At 71.5% G+C, this 25,692-nt stretch carries 24 protein-coding genes; 10 read left to right on the top strand and 14 right to left on the bottom strand.

Annotation, left to right across the window (positions count from 1 at the left end):
• Positions 1-4 precede the first annotated feature (4 nt).
• From KALB_RS14320 to KALB_RS46500, 3 genes are all read left to right on the top strand, one after another.
• Positions 5-532 (top strand): hypothetical protein, encoded by a 528-nt coding sequence (locus KALB_RS14320; RefSeq protein ID WP_025356401.1) that lies wholly within the window; start codon positions 5-7, stop codon positions 530-532.
• 155 nt (positions 533-687) lie between these two features.
• Positions 688-1,767 carry a tryptophan dimethylallyltransferase family protein gene (locus KALB_RS46505; protein ID WP_025356400.1) on the top strand — a complete coding sequence of 360 codons (1,080 nt, stop codon included), beginning with the start codon at positions 688-690 and terminating at the stop codon, positions 1,765-1,767.
• A gap of 84 nt (positions 1,768-1,851) precedes the next feature.
• The gene (locus KALB_RS46500; RefSeq protein WP_025356399.1) at positions 1,852-3,222 is read left to right on the top strand and encodes a tryptophanase; all 1,371 of its coding nucleotides are present in this window, start codon (positions 1,852-1,854) and stop codon (positions 3,220-3,222) included.
• On the opposite strand, the gene KALB_RS14305 is transcribed toward KALB_RS46500, so the two are convergent.
• The 4 genes from KALB_RS14305 to KALB_RS14290 form a co-directional block, all read right to left on the bottom strand.
• Positions 3,217-3,807 (bottom strand): GTP-binding protein, encoded by a 591-nt coding sequence (locus tag KALB_RS14305; RefSeq protein ID WP_025356398.1) that lies wholly within the window; start codon positions 3,805-3,807, stop codon positions 3,217-3,219. The two genes, KALB_RS46500 and KALB_RS14305, sit on opposite strands and share 6 nt — an antisense overlap.
• Positions 3,788-4,096, bottom strand: coding sequence for a DUF742 domain-containing protein (locus KALB_RS14300; RefSeq protein WP_042222089.1), 309 nt, complete (start codon positions 4,094-4,096; stop codon positions 3,788-3,790). Before KALB_RS14300 ends, KALB_RS14305 begins: the two co-directional genes overlap by 20 nt.
• 65 nt (positions 4,097-4,161) lie before the next feature.
• Positions 4,162-4,578, bottom strand: coding sequence for a roadblock/LC7 domain-containing protein (locus tag KALB_RS14295; protein ID WP_030108468.1), 417 nt, complete (start codon positions 4,576-4,578; stop codon positions 4,162-4,164).
• 15 nt (positions 4,579-4,593) lie between these two features.
• A complete protein-coding gene (locus KALB_RS14290; RefSeq protein ID WP_025356396.1) occupies positions 4,594-6,999 on the bottom strand; it encodes a nitrate- and nitrite sensing domain-containing protein in 2,406 nt (801 codons plus the stop codon).
• Between the two features lie 299 nt (positions 7,000-7,298).
• Between KALB_RS14290 and KALB_RS14285 the strand changes: the two genes are divergently transcribed.
• On the top strand, positions 7,299-8,924 hold the full coding sequence (locus KALB_RS14285) for a flavin monoamine oxidase family protein (protein WP_025356395.1): 1,626 nt from the start codon (positions 7,299-7,301) through the stop codon (positions 8,922-8,924).
• Positions 8,925-8,950: 26 nt separating this feature from the next.
• On the opposite strand, the gene KALB_RS14280 is transcribed toward KALB_RS14285, so the two are convergent.
• The gene (locus KALB_RS14280) at positions 8,951-9,478 is read right to left on the bottom strand and encodes a hypothetical protein (RefSeq protein WP_025356394.1); all 528 of its coding nucleotides are present in this window, start codon (positions 9,476-9,478) and stop codon (positions 8,951-8,953) included.
• 280 nt (positions 9,479-9,758) lie between these two features.
• Here KALB_RS14280 and KALB_RS14275 point away from each other — a divergent pair, with 280 nt between their 5' ends.
• Both KALB_RS14275 and KALB_RS14270 read left to right on the top strand, forming a co-directional pair.
• Positions 9,759-11,018 carry a PucR-like N-terminal domain-containing protein gene (locus KALB_RS14275; protein ID WP_035968458.1) on the top strand — a complete coding sequence of 420 codons (1,260 nt, stop codon included), beginning with the start codon at positions 9,759-9,761 and terminating at the stop codon, positions 11,016-11,018.
• Positions 11,015-12,214, top strand: coding sequence for a PucR family transcriptional regulator (locus KALB_RS14270; protein WP_030108724.1), 1,200 nt, complete (start codon positions 11,015-11,017; stop codon positions 12,212-12,214). The genes KALB_RS14275 and KALB_RS14270 overlap by 4 nt, the downstream gene beginning before the upstream one ends.
• Positions 12,215-12,239: 25 nt before the next feature.
• Here KALB_RS14270 and KALB_RS48505 read toward each other — a convergent pair whose 3' ends face one another.
• Entirely contained in the window at positions 12,240-13,451 is a 1,212-nt protein-coding gene (locus KALB_RS48505) for a DUF6801 domain-containing protein (RefSeq protein ID WP_158510746.1), read from the bottom strand.
• Between the two features lie 217 nt (positions 13,452-13,668).
• Here KALB_RS48505 and KALB_RS14260 point away from each other — a divergent pair, with 217 nt between their 5' ends.
• Both KALB_RS14260 and KALB_RS14255 read left to right on the top strand, forming a co-directional pair.
• Positions 13,669-14,916 carry a PucR-like N-terminal domain-containing protein gene (locus tag KALB_RS14260; protein WP_025356390.1) on the top strand — a complete coding sequence of 416 codons (1,248 nt, stop codon included), beginning with the start codon at positions 13,669-13,671 and terminating at the stop codon, positions 14,914-14,916.
• Positions 14,917-14,961: 45 nt separating this feature from the next.
• Positions 14,962-15,354, top strand: coding sequence for a class I SAM-dependent methyltransferase (locus KALB_RS14255; RefSeq protein WP_025356389.1), 393 nt, complete (start codon positions 14,962-14,964; stop codon positions 15,352-15,354).
• On the opposite strand, the gene KALB_RS14250 is transcribed toward KALB_RS14255, so the two are convergent.
• Positions 15,330-16,259 (bottom strand): NAD-dependent epimerase/dehydratase family protein, encoded by a 930-nt coding sequence (locus KALB_RS14250; protein WP_025356388.1) that lies wholly within the window; start codon positions 16,257-16,259, stop codon positions 15,330-15,332. The two genes, KALB_RS14255 and KALB_RS14250, sit on opposite strands and share 25 nt — an antisense overlap.
• 85 nt (positions 16,260-16,344) lie before the next feature.
• On the opposite strand from KALB_RS14250, the gene KALB_RS14245 reads away from it, so the two are divergent.
• A complete protein-coding gene (locus tag KALB_RS14245; RefSeq protein WP_030109780.1) occupies positions 16,345-17,307 on the top strand; it encodes an isopenicillin N synthase family dioxygenase in 963 nt (320 codons plus the stop codon).
• On the opposite strand, the gene KALB_RS14240 is transcribed toward KALB_RS14245, so the two are convergent.
• The 5 genes from KALB_RS14240 to aroH all read right to left on the bottom strand — a co-directional run bounded on the left by KALB_RS14240 (position 17,304) and on the right by aroH (position 21,197).
• A complete protein-coding gene (locus KALB_RS14240) occupies positions 17,304-17,951 on the bottom strand; it encodes a LuxR C-terminal-related transcriptional regulator (RefSeq protein WP_042220351.1) in 648 nt (215 codons plus the stop codon). The two genes, KALB_RS14245 and KALB_RS14240, sit on opposite strands and share 4 nt — an antisense overlap.
• 11 nt (positions 17,952-17,962) lie before the next feature.
• Positions 17,963-19,378 (bottom strand): ribosome biogenesis GTPase Der, encoded by a 1,416-nt coding sequence (der, locus tag KALB_RS14235; protein WP_025356387.1) that lies wholly within the window; start codon positions 19,376-19,378, stop codon positions 17,963-17,965.
• Entirely contained in the window at positions 19,375-20,046 is a 672-nt protein-coding gene (locus KALB_RS14230) for a lysophospholipid acyltransferase family protein (protein WP_025356386.1), read from the bottom strand. The genes der and KALB_RS14230 overlap by 4 nt, the downstream gene beginning before the upstream one ends.
• Positions 20,036-20,752: a (d)CMP kinase gene (gene cmk, locus KALB_RS14225; protein ID WP_025356385.1), complete on the bottom strand. Its 717-nt coding sequence runs from the start codon at positions 20,750-20,752 to the stop codon at positions 20,036-20,038. The genes KALB_RS14230 and cmk overlap by 11 nt, the downstream gene beginning before the upstream one ends.
• A gap of 82 nt (positions 20,753-20,834) precedes the next feature.
• Complete coding sequence (gene aroH, locus KALB_RS14220) at positions 20,835-21,197, bottom strand: chorismate mutase (RefSeq protein ID WP_025356384.1); 363 nt, start codon at positions 21,195-21,197, stop codon at positions 20,835-20,837.
• Positions 21,198-21,278: 81 nt separating this feature from the next.
• Here aroH and KALB_RS14215 point away from each other — a divergent pair, with 81 nt between their 5' ends.
• Complete coding sequence (locus tag KALB_RS14215; RefSeq protein WP_025356383.1) at positions 21,279-22,775, top strand: LCP family protein; 1,497 nt, start codon at positions 21,279-21,281, stop codon at positions 22,773-22,775.
• Here the strand turns inward: KALB_RS14215 and KALB_RS14210 are convergent.
• Together KALB_RS14210 and KALB_RS14205 are read right to left on the bottom strand one after the other, a co-directional pair.
• Positions 22,772-23,881, bottom strand: coding sequence for an HNH endonuclease signature motif containing protein (locus KALB_RS14210; RefSeq protein WP_042220350.1), 1,110 nt, complete (start codon positions 23,879-23,881; stop codon positions 22,772-22,774). The genes KALB_RS14215 and KALB_RS14210 overlap by 4 nt on opposite strands.
• Before the next feature lie 619 nt (positions 23,882-24,500).
• Positions 24,501-25,676: a DUF1015 family protein gene (locus KALB_RS14205; protein WP_025356381.1), complete on the bottom strand. Its 1,176-nt coding sequence runs from the start codon at positions 25,674-25,676 to the stop codon at positions 24,501-24,503.
• Positions 25,677-25,692: the final 16 nt, after the last annotated feature.

Raw genomic sequence — 25,692 nt, 5'->3', positions numbered from 1 at the left:
CTCGGTGAACGCCCAGACCGCTCAGATGGACGACCTACAGCTCATCGCGCTGCCCACCGCGGTGAGCTGCACCGAGATGTTCGTCCGGTTCGCACTGTCCGAGTGGAACCTCCGCGCGATGCTGGAGCCCGCCGTCTACGTGGGCAGGGAACTGGTCGGGTCCATGGTGGCCACCGCGGCCCTGCACACCCCCGGGCTGATCACGGTGCGGCTGCGGCTGCGCGGGGACAGCCTGGTGGTCGAGGTGGAGGACATGCTGGTCGCCTTCCCGCCCACCGTTCCGGTGACCCTGTCCGGCTACCACGCCGGGGTGGTCTCGCTGGCGGGGCGCGGCAACCTGCTGTGGTGCGAGCTCGCGCTGCCCACCGGCCTGGACGCCGCCTCGGTACGCCTGCCCCGCCGGGAGCAGCGCCGCTCACCAGCGGCGGAACAGCTCGGCGAGGAGCGCAGCGAGGTGGACCCGCAGGTGATCCAGCGCATCTTCACCGCGCTGAGCCAGCCCCCGCAGGGCGGTTCTGAGTGGCATCGCTAGACAATTGTCAATAGCTTTGCGAATTCTCACACAGCACTTGACATCGCACTGCGTCATCGCAGTTGAACGTTTGATCACCGGGTAGGCGGTACCGCTCACGGAGTAACGACTTGTAGCGTCCGGACGAACTTTTCCCACGGCATTCCGGAGCTGGCATGACGTCGACCGAACCTTCGTTGCGCCGACTCGCGAACGACCAGGTGCGCGCCCTGGCCTCGGCGGTCGGGCTGGGGACTCCGCAGGTCGCGGAAGAACTGGTCACGGAATTACTCGGCGTGGCGGGCACCCATCCGCTGTGCACGCCACCGCATTGGCAGTCGGACATCTCCGACGACCAAACTCCAGTGGAATTCTCCATAGCTTTCGACACCGCTGGCAATCCGACGCTGAGAATGCTCGGCGCCCCGGTGGCCAGACCGGGCGACGGACAGGTGGCCGCCGCGCTGCGCCTGCTCGCGACCTGGGCCGACCGGTACCAGCTGTCCCTGGACCGGTTCGAGGCCGTGCGGGAACTGTTCCTGCCCCCGAACGCCCAGGGCTTCGGTCTGTGGTTCTCGGTGATCTTCCGCCCGGAGCCCGAGTTCAAGGTCTACCTCGACCCCAACGCGCGCGGCGGGGCCCAGGCACCCGCGCTGGTCGCCCACGCGCTGCGCGTGCTCGGCCTCGCGCCGGCCCACCCGGTGATCGCCCACCACGCGCTGGCCCGCCCGCAGGACCGGTTCGCCTTCTTCGCGCTGGACCTGCACGCCGGGGCGCAGGCCCGGGTCAAGGTCTACGTGGCACACCACGAGGCGGGGGCCGAGGTCGCCGAGCGCGCCTGCCTGGCGGTACCCGGTGTGGACCCGGAGCAGGTCAGCGCGTTCTGCCGGACAGTGGGCGGCCCGCTGCCGTTCACCACCCGCCCGTTGATCTCCAGCTACTCGTTCAGCGACCCCGGATCGGCGGTACCGGACAACTACTCGCTCTACGTGCCCGTGCGCGAGGCGGTGGCCGACGACGAGGTGACCCTGAACCGCCTGCGCACCGTGCTGCGCGAGCAGGGCCTGCGCCCCGACGTGCTCGAACAGGCCCTGCGCGGCATCGCCCGCCGCCCGCTCGCCGAGGGTGTCGGCATGATCCCGCACGTCTCCCTGCGCACCGGCAGCACCCGCCAGGGCCTCACCGTGTACCTGTCCACCGAGGCCTTCCACACCACCCCCGCCCGCTCCCGAACCGGCCACCACAGCCACGCCTGACCCCGCGAGTCCCGCCCACAGCGCGACCGCCCACCCCGTACCGGAAGCGCCGACCCCCGCAGCCCCGACCCTAGGGAGCACCCCATGCCGCTGATGGAGCCGTACCGGATCAAGGTCGTCGAGCCGATCCCGATCCTGACCGCACAGCAGCGGGCCGAGGCGCTCGCGCGGGCCGGGTACAACCCGTTCAACCTGCGCGCCGACGAGGTCACGATCGACCTGCTGTCGGACTCGGGCACCGGCGCGTTCTCCGCCGCCCAGCAGGCCGCCGCAGCGCTGGGTGACGAGTCCTACGCCGGCGCCCGCTCCTGGTTCCGGTTCCACGAGGTGGTCAGCGACCTGACGGGCTTCCCGCACATCTACCCCGTGCACCAGGGACGTGGGGCGGAGCGGATCCTGTTCGGCGCGCTGCTCAGGCCGGGGCAGGTCTCGCTGAGCAACACGCACTTCGACACGACCCGCGCCAACGTGGAGCTGCTCGGCTGCCAGGCGCGCGACCTGCCGTGCCCGCAGGCCAAGGACCTGGACAGCCAGTACCCGTTCAAGGGGGATCTGGACCTGGACGCGGCGCGCGCCGCACTGGCCGAGGAGCCCGGCCGGGTCGGCATGGTGATCGTGACGATCACCAACAACGGGGGCGGCGGGCAGCCGGTGTCCATGGCGAACCTCCGCGCGGCCCGCGAGCTGTGCCGGGAGTTCGGGGTGCCGCTGGTGCTCGACGCCGCGCGCTTCGCGGAGAACGCGTGGCTGGTGACCCAGCGCGAACCGGGCTACGAGTCGCACAGCCCCACCGAGGTCGCCAAGGAAGCGTTCGGCCTGGCCGACGCGGCCGTGGCGAGCCTGAAGAAGGACGGCATCTCGCCGATGGGCGCGTTCCTCGCCGTGCGCGACCGGGAGCTGGCCGACCGCTGTGAGCTGGTGCTGATCGCCACGGAGGGGTTCCGCACCTACGGCGGGCTGGCCGGGCACGAGCTGGACCGGCTCGCGCAGGGCCTGCGCGAGGTGCTGGAGCCGGACTACCTGCGCTCGCGCGCGGCCACCACCGCGTACCTGGCCCAGTTGGCCAACGACGGCGGGGTGGACGTGGTGCAACCGCCCGGCATCCACGCCCTGTACCTCAACGCGGGCAGGCTGCTGCCGCACATCCCGCCGGGCCGGTTCCCCGGTCACGCGCTGGCCAGCCAGCTCTACCTGGAGGGCGGGATCCGCTGCGCCGAACTGGGTTCGCTCTACCTGGGCACCCTGGACGAGCACCACGAGCTGGTGACCCCCGCCCCGTACGAGCTCGTGCGGCTCGCGCTACCGCGCCGGGTCTACACCCAGAGCCACTACGAGTACGTGGCCGAGGTGCTCGCCGGGATCGCCAAGCGCCCCGAGAGCGTCCCCGGCTACCGCCTCACCCACTCCCCCGCCCTGCTGCGCCACTTCAACTGCCGACTGGAACCGGTGTCATGACACCTTCGGCTCGGCGGCGGGCAGCCGGCTCATCGCGTGCTCCAGCAGCTTGATCAACGCGAGCTTGCTGGAGTCCTTCTTGCGCGCGTCGCACGCCACGACCGGGATGGAGTCGTTGATCGCCAGCGCCTTGCGCACCTCGTCGGCCTCGTAGTCGTAGGAGCCCTCGAAGTGGTTGACCGCGACCACGAACGGGATGCGCCTGCGCTCGAAGAAGTCGATGGCGGCGAAGCTGGCCTCCAGCCGCCGGGTGTCGATCAGCACGATCGCCCCGGCGGCCCCGTAGGCCAGTTCGTCCCACATGAACCAGAACCGGTCCTGGCCAGGCGTGCCGAACAGGTACAGCACGATGCGCGGACTGACCGTGATGCGGCCGAAGTCCAGCGCCACCGTGGTGGTGGTCTTGCCCTCGACCCCGGCCAGGTCGTCCACCCCGGAGCTGGCTTCGGTGAGCAGCTCCTCGGTGCTCAGCGGGGGTATCTCGCTGACCGAGCCGACCAGCGTGGTCTTGCCCACGCCGAAACCGCCCGCCACCAGTACCTTCACCGAGGCCGGGATGATCTGCTCAGAGTGCACGGACACCATCGAGTACCGCCTGGAGGAGATCCCGGCCGGGCGCGCTGGCGACCTGCTCGGGGGCACGGACAACAACATCACCGCGTTCGATCAGGTCGCTGAGCAGCACCTTGGCCACCACCAGCGGCAGGTCCACGTACGCGGCCAGCTCGGCGATCGACAGCGGTTGGCGGCACAACCGCAGGATCGCCTGGTGCTCGGGACCCAGCCCGAGCGGGTCGCCGCCGGAGTCGACGGCCATCACCTGGGTGGCCACGTCCAGCCAGCCGGTGGCCGGTCTGGTGCGCCCCCGCGTCATGGCATAGGGACGGACCAGCGGCCCGGCCTCCTCGTCGAACCAGTGGTCCGGCGGCTGCGCCACGTTCAGGCTCCCTGCTCCGCCGCACTGCGCGGGGCGGCGGTCAGATAGGCACCGACCTGCTTGACCAGCAGGTTCATCTCGTACGCGATCTGGCCCACGTCGGCGGTCTCCTCGGCGAGCACCGCCAGGCAGGCGCCCCGGCCCGCCGCGGTGACGAACAGGAACGCGTGCTCCATCTCCACGATCGTCTGACGCACCTGGCCGCCGCCGAAGTGCCGCCCGGTGCCCTTGGCCAGGCTCTGGAAGGCCGAGGCCATCGCCGAGAGCTGGTCGGAGTCGTCCCGGGACAGCCCCCGCGACTTGCCGATCAACAGGCCGTCCGCGGAGAGCACCACCGCGTGCCTGGCGTCCACCACCCGCTCCACCAGGTTGTCCAGCAACCAGTTGAGGTCGGTCTCGGAGTGCGCCTTGTCGTTCATCAGTCCTGACTTTCCCTATTCCCACGTGTTGTCCGCGCCGACCACGGGAACGCCCTGGTCCGCGCGCCCCAGCCGGGTGCCGCGCTGGAAGGCCGCCATCGTGTCGCGGACCTCCTCCGGTGAGCGCTCAGCGGGCTCACCGTCCACTTCGGACTCGTCGTTGAGGTCCCCGCGCAGCTGCGGGGCGAGGCTGGACTGCGGTTGGCGCTGCGGCAGCTGGGGCTTGGCGCCCTCGGGCCGTCCCTGCGGTATGGCCAGCGAGTCGGTGTGCGGGCCCTCGTCGCGGGCGGGCTCGTGCTCGGGCCACTGCGGGGCGAGTACCGGTTCCACCACCGGCGGCGGGGTGGTGCGCACCGACTCGGCCAGCCGCGAGCGGGACAGCGCCCAGAACTCGTCCAGTTCGGTGCCCGACAGCGAGTCGGCCACCTGCTCCTGCTCGGGCTGGGCGGGCACCTCGCGCTCGTGCACGGACTCGAGATCCTGCCTGCGCGCCAGCACCTGCGTGGGGATCAGCACGATGGCACGGGTCCCGCCGTACGGGGACACCCGGAACTCGACGTTGATCTCCAGCTTGTGCGCCAGCCGCGCGATCACGAACAGGCCCAGCCGGGAGTCGGCCTTGAGCGCCATGGCGTCGAACTCGGGCGGGTCGGCCATCATCGCGTTGGCCCGGTCCCGGTCCCCCTCGCTCATACCCAGGCCCTGGTCCTCCACCTCCACCACCACGCCCTTGGCCACCAGCACGCTGCTGACCAGCACCTGGGAACGCGGCGGGGAGAAGGTGGTGGCGTTGTCCACCAGCTCGGCGATCAGGTGGATCGTGTCGGCCACGGCGGCGCCGACCACGGCCACGTCCGGCCCGTGCTGGACCTGGACCCGGTGGTACAGCTCGGTTTCCGAGACCGCGGCGCGCAGCACGTCGACCAGCTGCACGGCCTTGCGCCAGCGCCTGCCCGGCTGCTCGCCACCGAGGATGATCAGGTTCTCCGCGTTGCGGCGGGCACGGGTGGCCAGGTGGTCGAGCTGGAACAGCCGCTCCAGGCGCTGCGGGTCCTCCTCGCCGCGCTCCATCGCGTCCAGGATCTTCAGCTGGCGGTGTACCAGGCCCTGGTTGCGGTGGGCGATGCCGAGGAACACGTTGTGCACGCCGTCGCGGGCCTGCGCCTCGGTGACGGCCGCGGACACCGCGGTGTACTGGGCGGCGTTGAAGGCCACGGCCAACTGGCCGATCTCGTCGCGGCCGTAGTTCAGGTCGGGCATCTCCTCGCGCACGTCGACCGTCTCACCGGCGCGCAGGCGGCGCACGATGTCGGGCAGCCGGTGGGTGGCCAGCTCCAGTGCCTCGGCGCGCAGCCGCGCCAGGCGGGTGACCAGCGCCTTGTCCACCAGAGTGCTGGAGACCCGCATGGCCACGATGATCGCCACGATGGCGGCCAGCAGGGCCAGGATGCTGCCGACCAGCACGCCGACCAGCTTGCCGTTGCCGTCGGACAGCGCCTGGGCGGAGACCTCGTCGGCCTGCGTGACGGTCATCGCGATCAGGTCGTTGGAGACCTGGTTGGTGATCCGGTCCCAGTCCGACTCGGAGATCGGCAGCCCGCTGGTGGTGCCCTTGGGCCAGGCCCCGCGCTCGATCAGCCCGTTCTCCGCGTCGACCAGCTTGTGCCAGGAGTCGGTCGCGGTCAGCTTGCGGTACTTCTCGGCCACCGCCTCGCGCAGGAAGGGGGCGGTCTTGTCCAGCTCGGCGTGGTAGGAGCCGACCAGGGAGGTGAAGTCCAGGTGGTCGGCGGTGCTGAGCTGGCTGGTGCTGAAGGCCCCGGAGATCACCGAACTGGCCCGGGACATCAGGTCGGAGGCGCGGAAGACCGAGGTGGCCGCGATGCCGCCCTGGGTGGCGGTCACGTCGGGCACGATGCGGGCCTGGGTGTCGAACAGGCTGGTCGCCGCGTCCAACAGGGTGTTGTAGAAGGCGTACACCTGGGTGCGGTCGATGCCGCCGGTGTCCACCGCGGAGCGAATCCTGGGCAGCTGGTCGAGGCTGGTGTTCAGCGTGCGGACCCGCTGCACGACCTCGTCGGGCGCGTTGTCCAGGATCGCGGTGATCGCGGTCTTCATCGAGGTCAGCGCCTGGTCGGTCTGCTGCTGCTGGTCGTGCAGTGCGCGCAGGCCGATCGCGGGCCGCCCCAGGTAGGCGACGCTGAGCTGGCGCTCCTTCTGCGCCGAACCCAGGGCGGTGACGGCCGGGATCGACACGTCGCGCACGCCGGAGGCGACCTGACGTGCGTAGAAACCGTCGAAAACCAGGTACGACGCGGCGGCCACCCACATCACGATGAGCGTGATGCTGGGGATCAGAACAACACCGGCCAGCCGCGTTCTGATCGAACCGTGCTCGGCGGTGGTTTCACTCTTGTTCTTCACGGCTCTCCACGAAGTGCGGAATCAACGCTGCGATTCGGGCGACCACCGCTGGCGTGTTGATCTTCCGATTGCGGTGGCGAATCTAGCACGCGGCACTTTGCCTGCAAACGGGTGATCAGGCGAACACCAGGTGCCGTAGATCACTGCCGCGATGAACGCGCAGCGTACAGCGACGAACGGTCGCAACCGACCGTCCGACTGTTCACATTCACAGTTGATCAAGTGGTGTGAACGCCCGTTCCGGGGCCTTCACCCTTTTGGCGGTTCGTTCGGCGTGATCTGTCTGAGATAGGTCTCGGGTGCCCGGTTCCAGTGCGTTCCACCAGTTGCGCCGACTCGCCGCTGACCACCGCGCCGCCGAACGACTGGGCATGCCCGTCACGGAGTTCCGCGAGACCCGGCGGGCGGGCGCACTCAGCCGCCGCGAACTGCTGCGCCTGGGTGCTGCCGCCGGCGGCGGCCTGCTGCTCGCGAGCTCCGCGCCCGCCGCCGCGGCACCCCTGCGCGACAGCGCCCCGCGGGTCGCCGTGATCGGCGCGGGCATCTCCGGCCTGAGCACGGCGCTCACCCTGCGCGACGCCGGACTGCCCTGCACCGTGTACGAGGCCGGGGACCGCGTCGGCGGGCGCATGTACAGCGAGCGCCGCTACTGGGCGGGCGGGCAGACCTCCGAGTACGGCGGGGAGCTGATCGACTCCGAGCACAAGTCGATCCGGGCGCTGTGCGAGCGGTTCGGGCTGCCGCTGGTCGACGTCGCGGCGGCTCGTCCCGCGGGCAGCCGCGACGTGCTGCACTTCGGCGGCGCGTACTACGGCCAGGACCAGTTGGTCGCCGATTTCGGCCCGGTCTACCGGGCGGTCCGGGCCGACCTGCGCGCCGCGGGCGAGATGCCCACCTGGCGCGGGGCCACCGCGGCCGGGGTCGAGCTGAGCACGATGAGCGTGGCGGAGTGGATCGAGACCCGGGTCCCCGGCGGGCGCAACTCGGTGATCGGCCGGTTCATCGACGACGCCTATGACGTGGAGTACGGGGCGGAGACCGTGGACCAGACCGCGGTCAACCTCGTCTACCTGCTGTCCGGGCAGGACGACCTGAACGACCCCTCGGTCTGGGGTCAGTCCGACGAGCGCTTCCACATCGCGGGCGGCAACCAGCGCCTGCCCGAGGTGATCGCGGGCAGCCTGCCCCCGGGCACCGTGGAGTTGGGCTGGCGGCTGACCGCGCTGGCCGCCAACCCCGACGGCACGCAGACCCTGACCTTCAGCTGTGACGGCCGCACCCGCACCGTGCGGGCCGACCACACGGTGCTGACCGTGCCGCTGGCCGTGCTCAAGCGGCTGGACCTGGGCCGTGCCGGGTTCGACCCGCGCATGCGTGGCGCCATCGCCGCGATGCGCATGGGGTACTGCACCAAGTTGAACGTGCAGCTGCGGTCGCGCGTGTACGAGGGCCGCGGCCCGTGGCCGGGGGTCGCGAGCGGGCGGGCCTTCTCCGACCTGGGTTTCCAGCAGACCTGGGACGCCACCTGGGGTCAGCCGGGGCAGCAGGGCATCCTCATCCAGTACGGCGGGGGCAACGGCGCGTGGCGCTTCCAGCCCGCCGGGCCGTTCCTGCGGGCCGAGGACCGCACCGTGCGGCAGGCCGCCGAGCAGGTCCTGGACAACGTGGACCTGGCCCTGCCCGGGGTGCGTCGCGCCTGGACGGGCCGCGCCACGCTGTCCGCCTGGCACCTGGACCCCAACACGCTCGGCGCCTACAGCTGCTACCCGATCGGGTACTGCCACCGCTACGCGGGTTACGAGGGCACCCGGCAGGGCAACGTGCACCTGGCCGGTGAGCACACCAGCTTCGAGTCCCAGGGCTTCATGAACGGCGGGGTCGAGTCCGGCCAGCGCGCCGCCCGGGAGATCATCGGCTCGGTGTGAGCACGGCTGAGCGGGACTCGCGGGCTTCAGGAGCAGTGCTGGGCCTTGGCGAACGCGCTGTCCAGGGCCTTGTTCTTGCGCAGTTGGGCGGTCGGGTCACCGGCGTCGCCCAGCTGCGCCATGCTGTCGCGCATCGCGGCCACGGCCTTCTCGTAGCTGGCGGTGTCGGTGATCGAGGCGCCGCTCAGCGTGGTCTTGGCCTTGGCGAGGCTCTGTTGGGCCGAGGTCAGTGCGCCCAGCGCCTTGTCCACGGCCTCCTGCCCGCCCTCCACCGGGGCGGGACCGGCCTTCTTGATGCCCTCGGCCAGGGACTGCACGGCGCCGGACACGGTGTCCAGGTAGCCGACCAGGCTGGCTCTGGCCTGCTGCGGGTTGGCCGGGTCCACCGTCGGGGCCTGCGCCAGCTTGGGCGACTCCGACTTGGCCGACTGGCAGATCTGGTCCACCCAGGCCACCGCGGGCGCGTCCGGGTCGGGTGGGGGCGCCGCCGCGGTGCCACAGCCGCCGAGGGCCAGCACGGCGAGCACGGCACCGGCGAGGAGGCGAGGATTCATGGCAGCAAGGTATGACCCGCAACACGGTGGAACAAGAGCCGTAACACCGATTGTCATCAACGCTCCGAGACCGCTCGGCGTTTTTGTGGGATGAGCACAGTTATCAGGATCGCACAAAACTGTCGTACGGTTTCATCACATACAACAAACACGAGAAACTGTCACGAAAAATTCGCCTTTGACAGCTGACGTAGATCGAACTTATGATCGCGGTCACAAATTACCGACCAGTAGCCAAGAGCGCGGCAGCCCGTTTTGTGCGAGCGACTAGGGGATGATCATGCCGACGGAATTGGGCACTCGAGTCCCGACGGCGCGTCGTAGCGCCGAGGTCCTCGGGGAGGGCAACGCACGCGGCAGAGCGATCCAGCTCTGGATCTCGCTGCCCCCTGACCTGGTGCAACGGTTCCGGCCACACGTGCAGCCGCTGGCCAGGGACATGATCCGCGAGATCCAACTGGCGGTGCCCGCCTATGCGCTGCCACTGCGCGGTGAGTTCGGCAAGGTGATGACCAGCAGTATCGAACAGGCGATTCTGCGCTGTATGGACACCGCCGAGACCCAGGCCCGGCATGACGAGCAGTGGGCGGGTGTGTTCCGCCATCTGGGACGAATCGAATTCACCGAGGGCCGCAACCTGGACCACCTACAGACCGCGTACCGGGTCGGCGGGCGGGTGGCCTGGCGGCACGTGGCCGCGTTCGGCCAGCAGCAGCGGCTGCCCGCCGAGGTGTTCAGCGTGGCCGCCGAGGCCATCTTCGCCTACGTGGACGAGTTGTCCGCGCTGTCCATCGAGGGCTACACCGCGGCACAGGCCGAGGCGGTGGGCTCCACCGAGCGCCGCCGCCGCAGGTTGCTGGAGCTGATCCTGTCCGAGCCGCCCGCCTCCCCGCAGGCCATCGCCGAGGCGGCCAAGCTGGCCCGCTGGCGGCTGCCCGAGCGGGTCACGGTGATCGCCCTGGAGCAGCGCGCCGACCAGCACCGCATCCCCGCGCCCGCGTTGCAGGTCGACGGGCTGGTGGACCTGGAGGGCGACCGGCCCTGCGTGCTGACCGCCGCCCCGCCGCGCGCCCTGCACCAGCTCGCCAGGTCCCTGCAGGGCTGGCGGGCCTGCGTGGGCCCGACGGTGTCCCTGGGCGAGGCGGCCGTCTCACTGCGACTGGCCCGGCGGGCGATCACCCTGGTGCAGCGCGGGATCATCCCGGACCGTCCGGTGACCTGGTGCGAGGAGAACCTGTCCCAGCTGTGGTTGCTGGCCGACGAGTTCCTGGTGTCCAAGCTGGTGGAGCGCACGCTGGCCCCGCTGGCCGGGCTGACCACCAAGCAGCGCGACCGGATCGCGGAAACCCTGTTGGCCTGGCTGGAAACCCGGGGCGGCGCCCCGGAGGTGGCCGAGCGCCTGCGCATCCACCCGCAGACCGTGCGCTACCGCATGCGGCAGGTGGAGAAGCTGTTCGGCCCCAGCCTCGCCGACCCCGACGCCCGGCTGGACCTGGAGATCGCGCTGCGCGCCCAGCACCTGCTGTGGTCGGCTCGGTGACCCGAGCGACCGCGTCGGCGCTGCCCGGGCTGTGGTCGGCGCTGCCCCCGCAGTTGGCCGCGCTGCTGGGGCCCCGCGTGCGCGAGGTGGCCGTGCAGATCGAGGCCGAGGTGCAGCACTGCGTCCCGGAGCTGTACCGGCCGGGCAACCCGCAGTTCGGCGCCGACCTGACCGCGGCCATCGAGTCGGCCGTGGCGCAGTTCGTGGACCGGCTGGCCGACCCGGACGCCCCGCAGGCCGACCGGGCCAAGGTGTTCCGCGACCTGGGCCTGGTCGGTCCGAGCCTGGACGCGCTGCAGACCGCCTACCGGGTCGGCGCCCGCGCCGCGTGGCGGGAGGTGTCGCGGCTGTGCCGGGACGCCCGGGTGCCGATCCGCACCCAGTGCCTGATCGCCGAGGCGATCTTCGCCTACATCGACGAGCTGTCCGCGCTGTCGGTGGAGGGGCACGCACTGGCGAGGGCGGCCCAGGCAGGTTCGGTGGAACGCAGGCGCCGACAGCTGCTGGAGCTGATCCTGTCCGGAGTGGACAGTGCGTCCCCCGCGCTGACCGGGCTGGCCGAGGCGGTGCACTGGCCGGTGCCCGAGCGGGTGCTGGTCGTGGCGCTGGAGGGCACCGAGCCCGCGCTGAACCAGCAGGTGGACCCGCGGGTGCTGGTCGACCTGGAGGGCGAGCAGCCGTGCATGGTGGTGTCCGATCAGGACCGTGACCTGGTGGCGCGGGTGGCCGAGGGCCTGCCGCGCAGCTGGCGTGCGGCGGCCGGACCCGGAGTGCCGCTTGGCGAGGCGCAGCGTTCACTGGTCTGGGCGCACCGCACGCTGGGACTTCTCCGCCGCGGGCTGCTCGCCGAGCAGCGGCTGACCTGGTTCGACAACCACATGTCCCAGCTGTGGCTGCTGCTGGACCCGTTCATGGTGCGGCAGATGTCCGAGCGGGCGCTGGCCCCGCTGGCCGAGCTGACCGGCAAGCAGCACACCAAGTTGAGCGAAACCCTGTTGGCCTGGCTGGAAACCCGGGGCAGCGCCGAGGAGCTGGCCCAGCGGCTGGACATCCACCCGCAGACCGTGCGCTATCGCATGCGGCAGTTGGAGAAGCTGTTCGGTGACCAGTTGGCCGCGCCCGGCGCGCGGTTCGACCTGGAGGTCTCCCTGCGGGCCAGGCGCAGCCTGGAGCTGGTGGGCGAACTGGACCGGTGACGGCTCACCGTCACCGGTCCCCAGCTCAGCCCCGTGCCCGGCGCCGCTGCACCAGCAGCAGCCCGATGCCCGTCAACAGCAACAGCGCGCCGAGGCCGATCGGCCACGCCACCGAGGCCCCGGTGTAGGCCAACCCGGTCGGCGTGGTCGGCGTGCTGCCGTCCACCGGCGGCACCACGGGCGCGGTGCTCGTCGTGGTCGGCAGCGGCTCGCTGGTCGGCGTGCCGATCGTGGACGTGGCCGAACCCGAGGTCGTTGACGTCGTGGTCGGTGCCGTGGTTGTCGTGGTCGGCGGCGCGGTCGTCGTGGTGGTCGGCTTGGTCGTCGTGGTGGTGGTCGGTGCCGTGGTCGTGGTGGGCGCCGTCGTGGTGGTGGTCGGTGCCGTGGTGGTCGTGGTCGGCGGCGCGGTGGTCGTCGTGGTCGTGGTGGGCGCCGTCGTGGTCGTGGTCGTGGTCGTGGTCGTCGTGGTGGGCGCCGTGGTTGTCGTGGTCGTGGTCGTGGTCGGCGGCACCGTGGTTGTTGTCGTGGTCGGCGCCGTGGTGGTCGTGGTCGGCGGGGTGGTCGTGGTGGTGGTCGTCGGCGCCGTGGTCGTGGTGGTCGGCACGGTCGTGGTGGTGGTGCTGGTCGGCGGGGCGTCGGCCACGGTGAAGCTGATCAGCTGGGCGTCCTGCCCGGCGTCCAGGGTGCAGGCCGAGGTGAAGGTGCCCAGCCCGGTCGCGGTGCCGTCGGGGCGCTTGGGGGTCAGCGTGGTGGCGAAGTTGCCCACCGTCACCGTGGAGGTGCCCGGCTTCGGGATGACCGCGGTCGGCACCGAGCCGGAGGCCACCGTCTCGAAGGACCCGGAGGCGGGCACCGGGGTCTTCGGAATGGACAGCCCCGGAATCTTGATGTCCAGCGGGGAACCGGCCACGGAGAGCGTCACCCCGGCCTCGGCGGTGCCTTCCACCGTGCTCGCGCCGACCAGGCTCAGCCCCTGGGTCGCGGTCGGCGGCACGGTGGCCGTCGCGGAGAAATCAGTGGTCCTCAACTCCCCGCCCACGGTGGCCGGGGTGTCGATGGTCGCCCTGATCCGCACGGACAGCACCTGGTTGCCGATCAGCGGGAACGGGCAGGTGAAGGTCAGGGTCTTGTCCACCTTGACCGGGGCCGCGCTGCTCAGCCCGGCACCGACTCCGACACCGAGCAACACCACCCCCGCCGCTGTCCCGGCTAACAGTCGAGCATTCCGCACACGCATTCTCATATCTCCCTAATCGAGGAGGGGAGAGCCCAGGTTACCCATCAGTAAAAATGCGCAGAAAACTACAGGAATGCGCGCGAGAAATTAGAGGACAGCATAGTTGTCAGCTATCGTCAAAACTCCGATCGCGAACTGTCGACAGGGAACAAGAACCGATTCAGCGCCGGGGGTGGTGTTACTGTGCCAGCCCGGAGCGGAACCGGAGGTGGCGAGCATGACGGCTGACCTCAGCACAGCGCCGAGCAGCGCACCGGCCGAGCTGTGGGCGCAGCTGCCCAGGGGCCTGGTCGGGCAGTTGGCGCCCTGCGCGGGTCGACTGGCCAAGGAGATCCTCAGTGAGATCCAACAGCAGGTACCGGTCTACGCGGTACCGCTGAGCGGCCGCTTCGGGCAGTACCTGGTGCAGATCGTGGAGCGGGCGATCCGGCGCTGCTTCGAGAGCGTGGCCGACCCGCGGGCCTCGGGCGAGGACTGGAACGCCATGCTGCGCGAGGCGGGGCGGCTGGAGTACCTGGCCGGGCGCAACATGGACGCGTTGCAGACCGCGGTGCGGGTGGGCGCGCGGGTGGCGTGGCGGCGGGTGGCCGAGGTGGGCCGCACCGAGCACATACCCACGCAGACCCTGCTGGTACTGGCCGAGGCGATCTTCGCCTACGTGGACGAACTGTCCACTGTGGCCATCGAGGGCTACACCCAGGCGCAGACCCAGGCCAGCGGGGCCGTGGAGCGCAGGCGCCGGGAACTGCTCAAGCTGCTGCTGGCCCAGCCGCAGGCCCCGCGCAGGGCCATCGAGGAGCTGGCGCTGGCCGCGAACTGGACGCTGCCCGAGCAGATCAGCGTGCTGGTGCTGGAGTACCGCGAGGAGTACTTCGAACCGCCGATCTCCGTGCTGGGCAACGACGTGCTGGTCGACTTCGAGAGCGAGGAGCCCTGCCTGCTCGCGCCCGGCACCGGGGAGCGGCTGATCGCGCTGAGCGAGTGGCTGGGCGACCGGCGGGCCGCGGTGGGGCCCACCGTGCCGGTGGCCGAAGCGGCGGCCGCACTGGACTGCGCGCGGCGCACGCTGGCCCTGTGCCAGCGCGGGATCATCGACTCGGCCGGGCTGGTGTTCAGCGAGCAGCACCTGTCCACCCTGGTGCTGCTGTCCGACGAGTTCCTCGCCGAGCACCTGGCCCAGCGCGGGCTCGCCGCGTTCGCCGGGCTGACCGACAAGCAGCGCTCGCGGCTGACCGCCACCCTGCTCGCCTGGCTGGAGACCCGGGGCGGCATCAACGAGATCGCGGCCCGGCTGGAGATCCACCCGCAGACCGTGCGGTACCGCATGCACCAGATCGAGGACCTGGTCGGCGACAAGCTGGCCGACCCGCACCAGCGGCTGGAACTGGAGCTGGGCCTGCGCGCGCTGCGGCTGACCCGGCCGGAGGTCACCGGGGACGAGCCCGAGGATCACCAGTTCGAGTAGCGCGCTGGGACGGCGGTCGCCGCTGACCGCTGTCAGGATGGCGCCATGTCGATCGCCACCGCCGCCACCACCGACCGCGCCTGGGCCGAACGGCTGCGGTCGTGGATACCCGAGGACTCGGCCGACGTGCTGGCGCTGGGCGGCTCGCTGTCCGCGGCGCTGACCGCGCGCGGGCACCGGGTCAGCGACATCCCCGTGCAGCGCGGCGGTTACGACGTGGTGCTGAGCAGGCACGTGCTCACCGCGCAGCCGGACCCGCTGCTCGCGCTGCGCCGGTGGATCCGCCTGCTGCGGCCCGGCGGGCGGCTCGTACTGGTGGAGATGATCCCACCCGCCGCGCTGGAGGCCGCGGTGCGCCCGCTGGTCAGCGGGGTGCTGCTGGAGCCGCTGACCGACCCCGCCCTGCACGAGCCCTACGCCCTGCTGGCCCACGTCTGACCCCGGGCGGTCTGCGCGATGGCCTCGTCCACCGACCGCGGGCTCGTCGGCTCGATGAACAGCTCGTCCAGCAGCAGGCCGTCCAGGTGCTTCATGGCCAGGCCCGGCTCGTTGCCCGCGAGGCGGTTCACCGCGCCGCCGAGCCGCAGCAGTGCCCGGACCACACCTGCGGGCGCCCTGCGGACCACTCGCGGCCTGCCCACTGCCTCGGCGATGCGGCCGAACATGTCGTGCCAGGTCAGGTTCTCCTGCACCACGGGAAGGTCCTCGCCGCTGGCACGCTCCAGCGCCTCGGCCGCGGCGGCACCGACCGCCGCCGCGCTGGTGGCCGGGCTGCCCCCGGGCGGGGCGTACAGCGGGGACCGCGAGCGCGCCCACTTGAACAGCGGCACCGACCACATCGGCACCCGGCCCGGCGCGCTGCCGAACACGTACGGCACCTCCAGCACCGCCACGGGCAGGTCCGGACCCGCGGCGGCACGCCCCAAGCGCGCCTGCTCGATGCGGCTGCGGACGTACGGGTGCTTCGCGGCCAGCTGCCAGTCGGGGCGGGTCCGCGCGAAGTAGGTGTAGTACGAGCCGAGCACGACCGCCCGCGTGCAGCCCACCTCACCGGCCGCGCGCAGCAACGCCACCGCCGGCACCACGTTGCCCGCGTGCAGTGCCGGGGCCACGGGACGCTTGTGGCCGACGCGGTCGTCCATGCCCCCGGCGAACACCAGCCCGTCATGGCCCGCCAGCAGGTCGCGCAGCCGCTCGGCACCGGCCGAGGACACGTCCACAGCGCGGTCGATGCCGTCACGAGCTGTGCGGGCCACGGCCGTGACCTCGTGCCCGCGCTGGAGGAGTTGCGCACGGACGTGGTGCCCGAGCAGGCCGCTCGCGCCCACCACCAAGATCCTCATACCGCCGATCCTCGCCGAAGTGGCAAGTGGGGTCCAGCAGGTGGGCCACGTCGACGCACCCGGCCACAAGTGGTTGCATCGGGCCATGGCCACCCTTCCCGTGATCGACCTGACCCGCCCGCACAGCGGTGAGCTGCTGGAAGCCGCGCACGACATCGGGTTCTTCTACGTCGCGGGCCACGGCGTACCCGAGGAACTGGTCACCGGGATCTTCGAGCAGTCCCGGCGGTTGTTCGCCCTGCCGCCCGATCGGTTGCGGGCCATCGAGAACCTGCGCTCCGCCCAGTTCCGCGGCTACACCCGGGTGGGCACCGAGCACACCGGCGGCAGCGCGGACTGGCGCGAGCAGCTCGACGTGGGCCCTGAGCGCGAAGCGCTGCGGCTGGGCCCGCAGGACCCGCGGTACCTCGGGCTGATCGGCCCGAACCAGTGGCCCACCGAACTGCCCGAGCTGCGCACGACCACCCTGGCCTGGCAGGCCGAGGCGCAGCGGGTGAGCCTGGCCGTGCTGCGCTCACTGGCCCTCGCGCTCGGGCAGTCCCCGGACTACTTCGACGGCTGGTTCGACGAGGAGGCCGCCGTGCACCTGAAGCTGGTGCACTACCCCGGTCGGCAGTCCACCGAGGGCGAACAGGGCGTCGGCGCGCACAAGGACTACGGCTACCTCGCGCTGTTGCAGCAGGACGAGGTCGGCGGCCTCCAGGTGCAGACCCCGGACGGACGGTGGATCGACGCGACCCCGCTGCCCGGCACGTTCGTGGTGAACATCGGCGAGATGCTGGAGATCGCCACCGAGGGCTACCTCAAGGCCACCAACCACCGGGTGGTCAGCCCGCCCGCGGGCGTGGACCGCTACTCGGCGGCGTTCTTCCTGGCCCCGCGCCTGGACGCCGTGGTCCGGCCGCTGAACCTGCCGCCCGAACTGGCCGCCCAGTCCACCGGGGTCACCGAGGACCCGGACAACCCGCTGCTCGCCGCGTACGGGGAGAACGCGCTGCTGGGCTGGCTGCGCTCGCACCCCGCGGTGGCCCAGCGCTGGTGGCGTTAGCTCGCGGGCCAGCGCTGCACGATCAGCGCGGCCTGCACGCGGTTGCGCACCCCGAGCTTGGTCAACAACGTGGACACGTAGCTCTTCACGGTGGCCTCGGTCAGGCCCAGCTCGCGGGCGATCGCGCTGTTGGACCGGCCGTCGGCCAGCAGGTCCAGCACCTGCCGCTCCCGCACGCTCAGCGCGCGCAGCGCCCGGGTCTCGGCCAGCTGGGCGCCCGCGGAACGCAGGCGGGGCATGATGCGCGCGGCCACCCTCGGGTCCAGCACCACCCCGCCCGCCGCCAGGTCCAGCACCGCGCGCACCAGGCTCTCCGGCTCGGCGTCGGACAGCAGGAAGCCGTGCGCCCCCGCCTCCAGCGCGGCGGCCACCACCTCGTCCACGTCGGCGTCGCCGAGCACCGCGACCACCGGCGGCTCGGGCAGCCCGCGCAGCGACCGCACGGAGATCAGGCCCTCGGTGCTCAGCAGCACCACCGCGGGCCGGTGCGCGCGGACGGCGGGCAGCAGGTCGGCGCCGGTACCGGACTCGGCGACCACCTCGATCCGGCCACCGGCCTCCAGCAGTACGCGCAGGCCCAGGCGCAGCGGCACCTCGTCCGCGGCGAGCACCAGGCGGACCGCATCACCCGAGCTGTCGACCACTGCGCCCCCAGTCAGTTCTTGCGCGGCTTCTTCTCCCTGACCCGCACCGACACCTGGATCGGCGTGCCCACGAACCCGAACTGCTCACGCAGCTTGCGCTCGATGAACCGGCGGTACCCGGCCTCCAGGAAGCCGCTGGTGAACAGCACGATCGTCGGCGGCCGGGTCTGCGCCTGGGTGGCGAACAGGACCTTGGGCTGCTTGCCACCGCGCACCGGCGGCGGGGTCGCCGCGATCAGGTCGGACAGCCAGGAGTTGAGGATGCCGGTGGGGATGCGCGAGTCCCAGGAGGTCAGCGCGGTGCGCAGGGCCGGGGCCAGCTTGCGCACGGCACGCCCGGTGAGCGCGGAGATGTTCACCCGCTCCGCCCAGGGCACCCGCACCAGCCCGCGCTCCAGCTCCTTCTCCAGCTGGCCGCGCCGGTCCTCGTCGACCAGGTCCCACTTGTTCATCGCCAGCACGCAGGCCTTGCCCGCGTCCACCACCATGGACAGCACGCGCAGGTCCTGCTCGCTGATCGGCTCGCTGGCGTCCAGCAGCACGATGGCCACCTCGGCCGCCTCGATCGCCGCCTTGGTGCGCAGCGAGGCGTAGTACTCCATGCCGCTGGCGAAGTTGACCCGCTTGCGCAGCCCCGCGGTGTCCACGAAGCGCCACACCTCGTCGTCCAGCTCGACCAGCGAGTCGACCGGGTCCACCGTGGTGCCCGCCACCGAGTCGACCACCGAGCGCTGCTCGCCGGTCAGCTTGTTGAGCAGGCTCGACTTGCCCACGTTGGGCCGCCCCACCAGCGCCACCCGGCGCGGGCCGCCCACCGGCTCGCCGATCAGGTCGCGCGGGGTCTCCGGCAGCGCGGCGAGGATCGCGTCCAGCAGGTCGCCCGAGCCACGCCCGTGCAGACCGCTGACCGGGTGCGGTTCGCCCAGCCCCAGCGACCACAGCGCGGCCGTGTCGGCCAGCAGCCGGTCGTCGTCCACCTTGTTGGCCACCAGCAGCACCGGCCGCTTGGACCGGCGCAGCACCTTGGCAACGGCCTCGTCGGTGCTGGTGGCGCCCACCGTGGCGTCCACCACGACCAGCACGGCGTCGGCGCTGTTCATGGCCACCTCGGCCTGCGCGGCCACCGAGGCCTGCAACCCCGTCGCGTCGGGCTCCCAGCCGCCGGTGTCCACCACGGTGAACCGGCGGCCGTTCCACAGCGCGTCGTAGCTGATCCGGTCCCGGGTCACGCCCGGCACGTCCTGCACGACCGCCTCGCGGCGGCCCAGGATGCGGTTCACCAGGGTGGACTTGCCCACGTTGGGCCGCCCGACCACGGCGAGCACCGGCTGCGGCGTGACCGCCTCACCGGACTCACCGTCCAGGGCACCCTCGTCGAGGACCGCCCACTCGGCCTCGTCGCTCCAGGTGCCGTCCAACTCAGTCACGAGATCTCCTTGCTAGCGCCGATGCCGGGACCACTGTCCCGCCGGCGGTCGAGTTCGGCGACCAGAGCCGCCAGTTCGCCGCGGACCCGCTCGGTGGCGGCGGTCAACGCGGCGCGGCCCTTGTCGGCCGGAAGTTCGAAGGGGTCGCCGACCAGCACGTCCACCACGGGGCGGAAGCGCCGCTTGGCGCCGTCGGGGCGCAGCGTGCCGCGGCAGGCCACCGGCACGACCACCGCGCCGGAGCTGCGCGCCAGCCAGGCCGCGCCGTTGTGCGCGCTGTCCACGTCACCGGCACCGCGCGTGCCCTCGGGGAAGATGCCCACCAGTCCGCCCGAGCGCAGCACGCGCACGGCCGTCATCAGCGGTCCGCGGTCCGGGGCGTCCCGGCGCAGTGCGATCTGGCCGATCCGGCGCAGGCCCTTGCCGAGCAGGCCCTTGAACATCTCCTGCTTGATCAGGAAGACCGGCCGCCTCGGCAGCACCGCGAACAGGATCGGGCCCTCCAGCATCGTGCTGTGGTTGGCCACCACCAGGACCGGGCCGGTGCGCGGCACGTTCTCCGCGCCCCGCACGCGCAGCCGGTAGAACGGGGTGAAGATCCAGGTGCCCAGCCAGCGGGCGAGGCCGTGCAGCCGGGGCCAGGAGCCCTCGGGCAGCTCACCGCTCACGGCCGCTCCCGGTCGGCACCTTGAGCATGTCGCGCTCGGACACCATCGCCAGCAGCTCGGCCTGCACCCCGGCCAGGTCCAACTCGGTGGTGTCCAGCTCCACCGCGTCCTCGGCGGGCCGCAGCGGTGAGGTGGCCCGGGACGAGTCGTAGGCGTCGCGGCGCTGCACGGAGGCCAGCGTGGCGCTCAGGTCCGTGCTGTCCTGGCGACTGCGCCGCTGGGCCCTGGCCTCGGCGGAGGCGGTGAGGTAGACCTTCAGCGCCGCGTCGGGCGCCACGGTGGTGCCGATGTCGCGGCCCTCGACCACGATGCCGCCCACGGTGTCCAGAGCCTCGGTGATGATCCGCCGCTGCTCGGCGACCAACTGGGCCCGCACCTGCGGCACCGCCGACACCGGGGACACGGCCGTGGTGACCTCCTGGCCGCGGATCTCCGCCGACACGTCCGCACCGTCCACTGTGGTGGCCTGCGCCCCCGGGTCGGTGGACAGCCCGATCCGCGCCCGCTGGACGACCTCGGTCACCGCCGCGGCGTCGGTCGGGTCCACCTGGGCGCGCAGCACCGCCAGCGTGGCCGCCCGGTACATCGCGCCCGTGTCCAGGTAGGCCGCGCCCAGCGAGCCGGCCAGCCGACGTGCGACGGTGGACTTGCCGGTGCCCGACGGCCCGTCCAGGGCCACCACACCCAGCAACTCTCCGTGTTCCACCGCGCGCCTCCCAGGCAGTGCAGGACCGTGTCCCCACCATTCTGCCTGGTGACCACCTGACCGGCCGAATCCGGTTCCCGGGTCAGTGTGGCAGGTCGGTGCGCAGGGCCGCCGCGCCCCGCAGGTAGGCGTGCTTGATCTCGGCGCGGGTCAGGTCCGTCTCCACGTGCGCCAGCAGCCGGATCACCCTCGGCATCGCCCCCGGCACGTCGATCTCCGTCGCGGAGAGCAGCGGCACGTCCGCCAGCCCCGCCATGCGCGCGGCGTAGGCCGGGAACTCACTGGTCACGTCCGGTGTGGCGGTCAGCACAACGCTGATCAGGTCATCGGCCGTCAGCCCGTTGCGGCCGAGCACCTCGGCCACCAGCTCGGCCGTCGCCGCCAGCACCTGCTCCCGCTCGTCGGCCTCGATCTGGGTCGCGCCGCGCACCGCTCGCACTGCCATGCCCCGACCCTAGCCCGTGCAACCTCGCCGCGTACTTCGGCGTAGAGCAGGCAGTACCACTTTGGTTGTTGGGGAGTTGACGTGGCAGGACGCTCGGTCGCCGCTCTGGTCGGCAAGATCGCGCTGGCAATGGTCTCCGTGCTCGTGCTCGGCGCCACCGGGCTGGCCTGGGGCACCTTCCGGGAGTTGCAGGGGCTCGGCACCTCGCAGGCGATCTCCGGGGAGAGCAGCCCGCCCGGCAGCACGCAGAACATCCTCGTGCTGGGGCTGACCACCCGGAAGGGCATGAACGGGGAGGACCTGCCCAAGGAGGTGCTCGACAACCTGCACGCCGGGGACTCCAGCGTCGGGGGCTACAACACCAACACCATGATCGTGCTGCACGTGCCCGGCGACGGCAGCAAGGCTCAGGCTGTGTCCGTGCCCCGTGACGACTACGTCACCTTCGTGGACGGCCCGCTGCTCGGCAGCACCAAGGGCAAGCTCAAGGAGGCGTACGGCAAGGCCAAGGAACAGGAGCAGGAGCGGATCTACGCCCAGGGCGAGCGCGACCCCGCCACCCTCGAGCAGAAGGCCCGCGAGGCCGGGCGGGTGTCCGTGCGCAAGAACGTGGAGGCCCTGCTCAACATCCACATCGACCACCTCGCCGAGATCAGCCTCGCCGGGTTCTACGACCTCGCCACCCAACTCGACGGCATCGACGTCTGCCTCAAGCACGCCACCAGCGACACCAACGCCGGGGCCAACTTCAAGCAGGGCCGCCAACACCTCAACGGCGCCCAGGCGCTGGCCTTCGTGCGGCAGCGCGACAACCTGCCCAACAACGACCTCGACCGCACCCACCGGCAGCAGGCCTTCCTCGCTTCCATCACCACCAAGCTCAAGGAGCAGGGCGTCTTCGGCAACCTCGGCAAGCTCCAGGGCATGATCGACGTCGCCACCAAGGACGTGGTCATCGACAAGGGCTGGGACCTGCTGTCCTTCGCCCAGCAGGCGCAGAACCTGACCGGCGGCAACATCGAGTTCCACACCCTGCCGATCAAGGGCTACGCCAAGGACCCCAACGACCCCAGCTCCGACATCAACCTCATCGACATCCCCTACGTCCAGGCCCTCGTGCAGACCCTGTTCAACCCCGCGCCCGCCGCCGCGCCGACCGCCCCCACGACCACGACCCCCGCCCCTCCTCCCATCAAGGGCGGCGGCTCCACTGTGGACGTGCGCAACGGCATCGGCGAGGACGGTCTCGCCGCCAAACTCGCCAACGCCCTGTCCGGCTACGGCTTCACCAAGGGCGAGGCCACCTCCGTCGCCCCCCAGGCCTCCTCGCAGATCTTCTACGGCACCGGCGCCAAGGAGGACGCCCTCAAGCTCGCCCAGTTCTTCGGCGGCATCAAGGCCACCGCCAGCACCTCCGCCGCCCCCGGCCACGTCGCACTCTGGATCGGCAAGGGCTTCACCACCCCCACCGCCCTCGCCGGTGCCACCGCTGCCGCGCCCACCACCACCGTGCCGGTGCCCACCGAGGGTCCGCAGGGCGGCGCCGTGGACGGCGGCGGAATCCCTTGCGTGGACTAGTCTCTTCGCTTGACGAAGCTCGGCGGGGTGAATTCCGGCTGCCCGTTGGTGATTCGTACTGTCCAGCCGCTGTGGTGGATGAGTCGATGGTGCATTCCGCAGAGCAGCACCAGGTTGGTCAGTGCGGTGTCTCCTCCGTTGGCCCAGTGGGTGATGTGGTGTGCGTGGCAGGTGCTGGGTCGTCTTCTGCATCCTGGGAAGGCGCAGTGTTTGTCCCTGACGATGAGTGCTCGTCGGAGGTGGGGCGGCACGGTGTAGCTGATCCGCCCGATGTCGAGTGGTTCGGAGTTGCTGCCCAGTACTACTGGGATCACCTTCGCGTCGCAGGCGAGTCGGCGGATCGCTGATGGGGCGAGTTCGGCGGTACCGAGCCCGTTCTGGAGTGTTGTCAGCGGGATTGTCACCGCGATGTGCGGGCGTTCCCCACCCTCCGTCGGCGTGGTGCTGGTTTCCAGTAGTTCCGCGAACGCGTCCCCTTGCCGTTCGGGCAGGGTGCGTGTGTCGTGGGCGTCGTGTGGCTTCGCCAGCGGGCTGAGCACGGCCCCCAGCAGGGCGCCGGTCTCCGCGTCCAGGCACCCCTGGAACCGTACTGACCCGTCCCGCCGTGTGTCGTACCGGAACTCGCGTCGCGGATGGGCAAGTTCGTCCTCACCCGGTAGCGCCCCGTCGGGGTCCAACCGGTTGACGATCTCCCGGCCCAGCGGCACCAGGCTGGAGGCGTCCAGTTGCTGGGCCGCTGCTGCCAGGACCTCCACGGCGTGTCCGCGCTCGGTCTGATCCACGTGTGGCGGCAGTTCTCTCAGTACCCGGTTGATCACCGACAACTGCTCCGGCTCCAACGCCACCCCCACCGGAACCCCCGCGTGCGCGATCCGCTGCCTGGCTTCCTTCTTGCTCACGCAGAGCACACCACGCAGCAGTTCACTCAGGCTCGGATACCCCACCCGCTCCGCCACACCCCGCGCATCCGCCTCCGCAACCAACCCAAGAACCTTCGCATACGCTTGCCGCAGAACCACTTCCGCGTCCTGCAACTCACCCAACAGCTCCGCATCCCCCAACCGCCACAACCCTGCGGCAGGCGGTGTTTCCGCGAATGCTGTCATACCAACAATTCTACTCCCCAATCCACCACAAAACCGTTGCCCACCAACGACTACCCATGTGGGTGACCAACCCGGGGTTGGTTTTGTGCGGGTAGCGGCGGCCTTACGCTGGCTGGCGAAATCGGGGCTGCCTGCACGCCCCGACTACCCCGATTAGGGCCGCCGCGAGGGACCCACACCAAACCAACCCCACACCCCCAACCCCGACACACCCCGTGTACACCCCGCAAACACCAACACCCACCAGATAACGGGACCACCCACCCCGGAACGGGACACGCGCACCAGGCAACGGGACTCACCCTCCCCACAACGGGACTCGCACCCCTCACGCCGGGACACGCCGCCCGCAACCGCCAACACACCACACCAGAACACCGAACACGCCGCACCGGAACGTCCGACACACCATCCCGGAACGTCCAACACGCACCGCACCAACCCCCACACACCGCCCACCAACTCCCACGTGCCCCCACCAACCAACGACACAACCGCACAGCCACACCCCGCACGCCCCACACCGGAACTCGCCCTCCCCAGAGCGGGACTCGCCCTCCCCACAACGGGACTCGCACTGAGCTGGTGTGCGCGGACCCAGCCGCCAGCCACTACCCGCTCACAGGTCGGCCAGCAACAGTCCGCTGTGCGGCTTCGGGGTGAAGTAGGTGGCCTTCCTGGGCATGCGCTGGCCCTCGGCGTGCACGGCGAGCACGTCGGCGTACGGCACCGGCGCGAGCAGCAGCACGGCGTCCACCCCGGGGCCCGGCAGGCGGCCAGCGGGTAACGGGCGCAGGGCGGGCCCGTCCGGGTCCACCCCGAGTGCCTCGCGGACCAGCAACTGCTCGACCAGCCCGTGGTCGATGCGCGGTTCCGGCTCCAGGGCACCGAGATCGGGCAGGGTGACGCGCAACACGGTGTCCCCGGCGAGCACCACGACCACGCCGGGCACCAGCGGTGGCGCGGGGTCGGACACCTGGCTGACGGCCAGTCCGGCGGCGCGCCACCGGCGGGCCAGTTCCGCGGCGTCGAGCCCGGTGCCGACCAGCGCGCGGTGAATCGCGCCGACCCGCAGCCTCGGTCCGCCGGTGATCAGCGCGAGCAGGGCGCCCCGTCCCGCAGCGGTGGCGGCGGCGACCCGGTGGTTGCCGTCGGCCACCAGCAGGGACTGGTCCTGCGCCCAGGCGATCAACTCGTCCTGGCGCGGGCCGGGTCCCTGCAACCACAGCTGGTGGCGCCGCCCGCCGGAGTCCACGATGGACACAGCGGGGTCGCCGAGGTCCGCGCAGGTCTGGTCGACCAGCTGGGTCAGCACCGGACCGCCCTCGACCGGCACGAGCAGCGCGGCACTGGTGGCGCAGCCCAGCCCGGCGAGCATGGCGGCGCGCTCGGCTACCACGTTCGGGTAGACCTCCTCGGTGTGCCGCACCCGGCTGAGCCCGTCCGGGCCCACCGCCTCCGGGTCGACCACGCACAGCAGGCCGTGCGCCGTGCCGTCCGGACCGTCCACTCGGTACGGCGCGACCACCTGGTGCACGCGCCGGTAGTGGTTGGCGCGCAGGTGCGCCAGTGCGGTGCGGGCGATCGGCAGCGCATCGGCCAGGCCGAAACCGCTGGCCAGCGCGGTGGGCGTGCGGTGCGGGTGCTGCACGGCCAGCAGGGAGCCGCGCTCGGCCCCCGCCGCGGCCAGTGCGGCGATCACCCGGTCCGGCTCGGCGAACTCGTCAACGTCGGGCCCGGGGACCCCGCCCCGCGCCACCCATCCGTCCCGCACGGGACGCACCCAGCCGCTCATCCCCACATCATGAGCC

It is taken from the genome of Kutzneria viridogrisea DSM 43870, assembly GCF_000525635.1.
Taxonomy (GTDB): Bacteria; Actinomycetota; Actinomycetes; order Mycobacteriales; family Pseudonocardiaceae; genus Kutzneria; species Kutzneria viridogrisea.
The sequence above is the reverse complement of the archived record's forward strand: the minus strand, read 5'-3'. Positions and strand labels throughout refer to the sequence as shown.

Excerpts from the sequence above, each read along its gene's own strand:
- KALB_RS46505 (WP_025356400.1), top strand. The coding sequence starts at position 688 with ATGACGTCGACCGAACCTTCGTTGCGCCGACTCGCGAACGACCAGGTG.
- KALB_RS46500 (WP_025356399.1), top strand. The coding sequence starts at position 1,852 with ATGCCGCTGATGGAGCCGTACCGGATCAAGGTCGTCGAGCCGATCCCG.
- KALB_RS14305 (WP_025356398.1), bottom strand. The coding sequence starts at position 3,807 with ATGGTGTCCGTGCACTCTGAGCAGATCATCCCGGCCTCGGTGAAGGTA.
- KALB_RS14300 (WP_042222089.1), bottom strand. The coding sequence starts at position 4,096 with ATGACGCGGGGGCGCACCAGACCGGCCACCGGCTGGCTGGACGTGGCC.
- KALB_RS14295 (WP_030108468.1), bottom strand. The coding sequence starts at position 4,578 with ATGAACGACAAGGCGCACTCCGAGACCGACCTCAACTGGTTGCTGGAC.
- KALB_RS14280 (WP_025356394.1), bottom strand. The coding sequence starts at position 9,478 with ATGAATCCTCGCCTCCTCGCCGGTGCCGTGCTCGCCGTGCTGGCCCTC.
- KALB_RS14275 (WP_035968458.1), top strand. The coding sequence starts at position 9,759 with ATGCCGACGGAATTGGGCACTCGAGTCCCGACGGCGCGTCGTAGCGCC.
- KALB_RS48505 (WP_158510746.1), bottom strand. The coding sequence starts at position 13,451 with ATGCGTGTGCGGAATGCTCGACTGTTAGCCGGGACAGCGGCGGGGGTG.
- KALB_RS14260 (WP_025356390.1), top strand. The coding sequence starts at position 13,669 with ATGACGGCTGACCTCAGCACAGCGCCGAGCAGCGCACCGGCCGAGCTG.
- KALB_RS14255 (WP_025356389.1), top strand. The coding sequence starts at position 14,962 with ATGTCGATCGCCACCGCCGCCACCACCGACCGCGCCTGGGCCGAACGG.
- KALB_RS14250 (WP_025356388.1), bottom strand. The coding sequence starts at position 16,259 with ATGAGGATCTTGGTGGTGGGCGCGAGCGGCCTGCTCGGGCACCACGTC.
- KALB_RS14245 (WP_030109780.1), top strand. The coding sequence starts at position 16,345 with ATGGCCACCCTTCCCGTGATCGACCTGACCCGCCCGCACAGCGGTGAG.
- aroH (WP_025356384.1), bottom strand. The coding sequence starts at position 21,197 with ATGGCAGTGCGAGCGGTGCGCGGCGCGACCCAGATCGAGGCCGACGAG.
- KALB_RS14210 (WP_042220350.1), bottom strand. The coding sequence starts at position 23,881 with ATGACAGCATTCGCGGAAACACCGCCTGCCGCAGGGTTGTGGCGGTTG.
- KALB_RS14205 (WP_025356381.1), bottom strand. The coding sequence starts at position 25,676 with ATGAGCGGCTGGGTGCGTCCCGTGCGGGACGGATGGGTGGCGCGGGGC.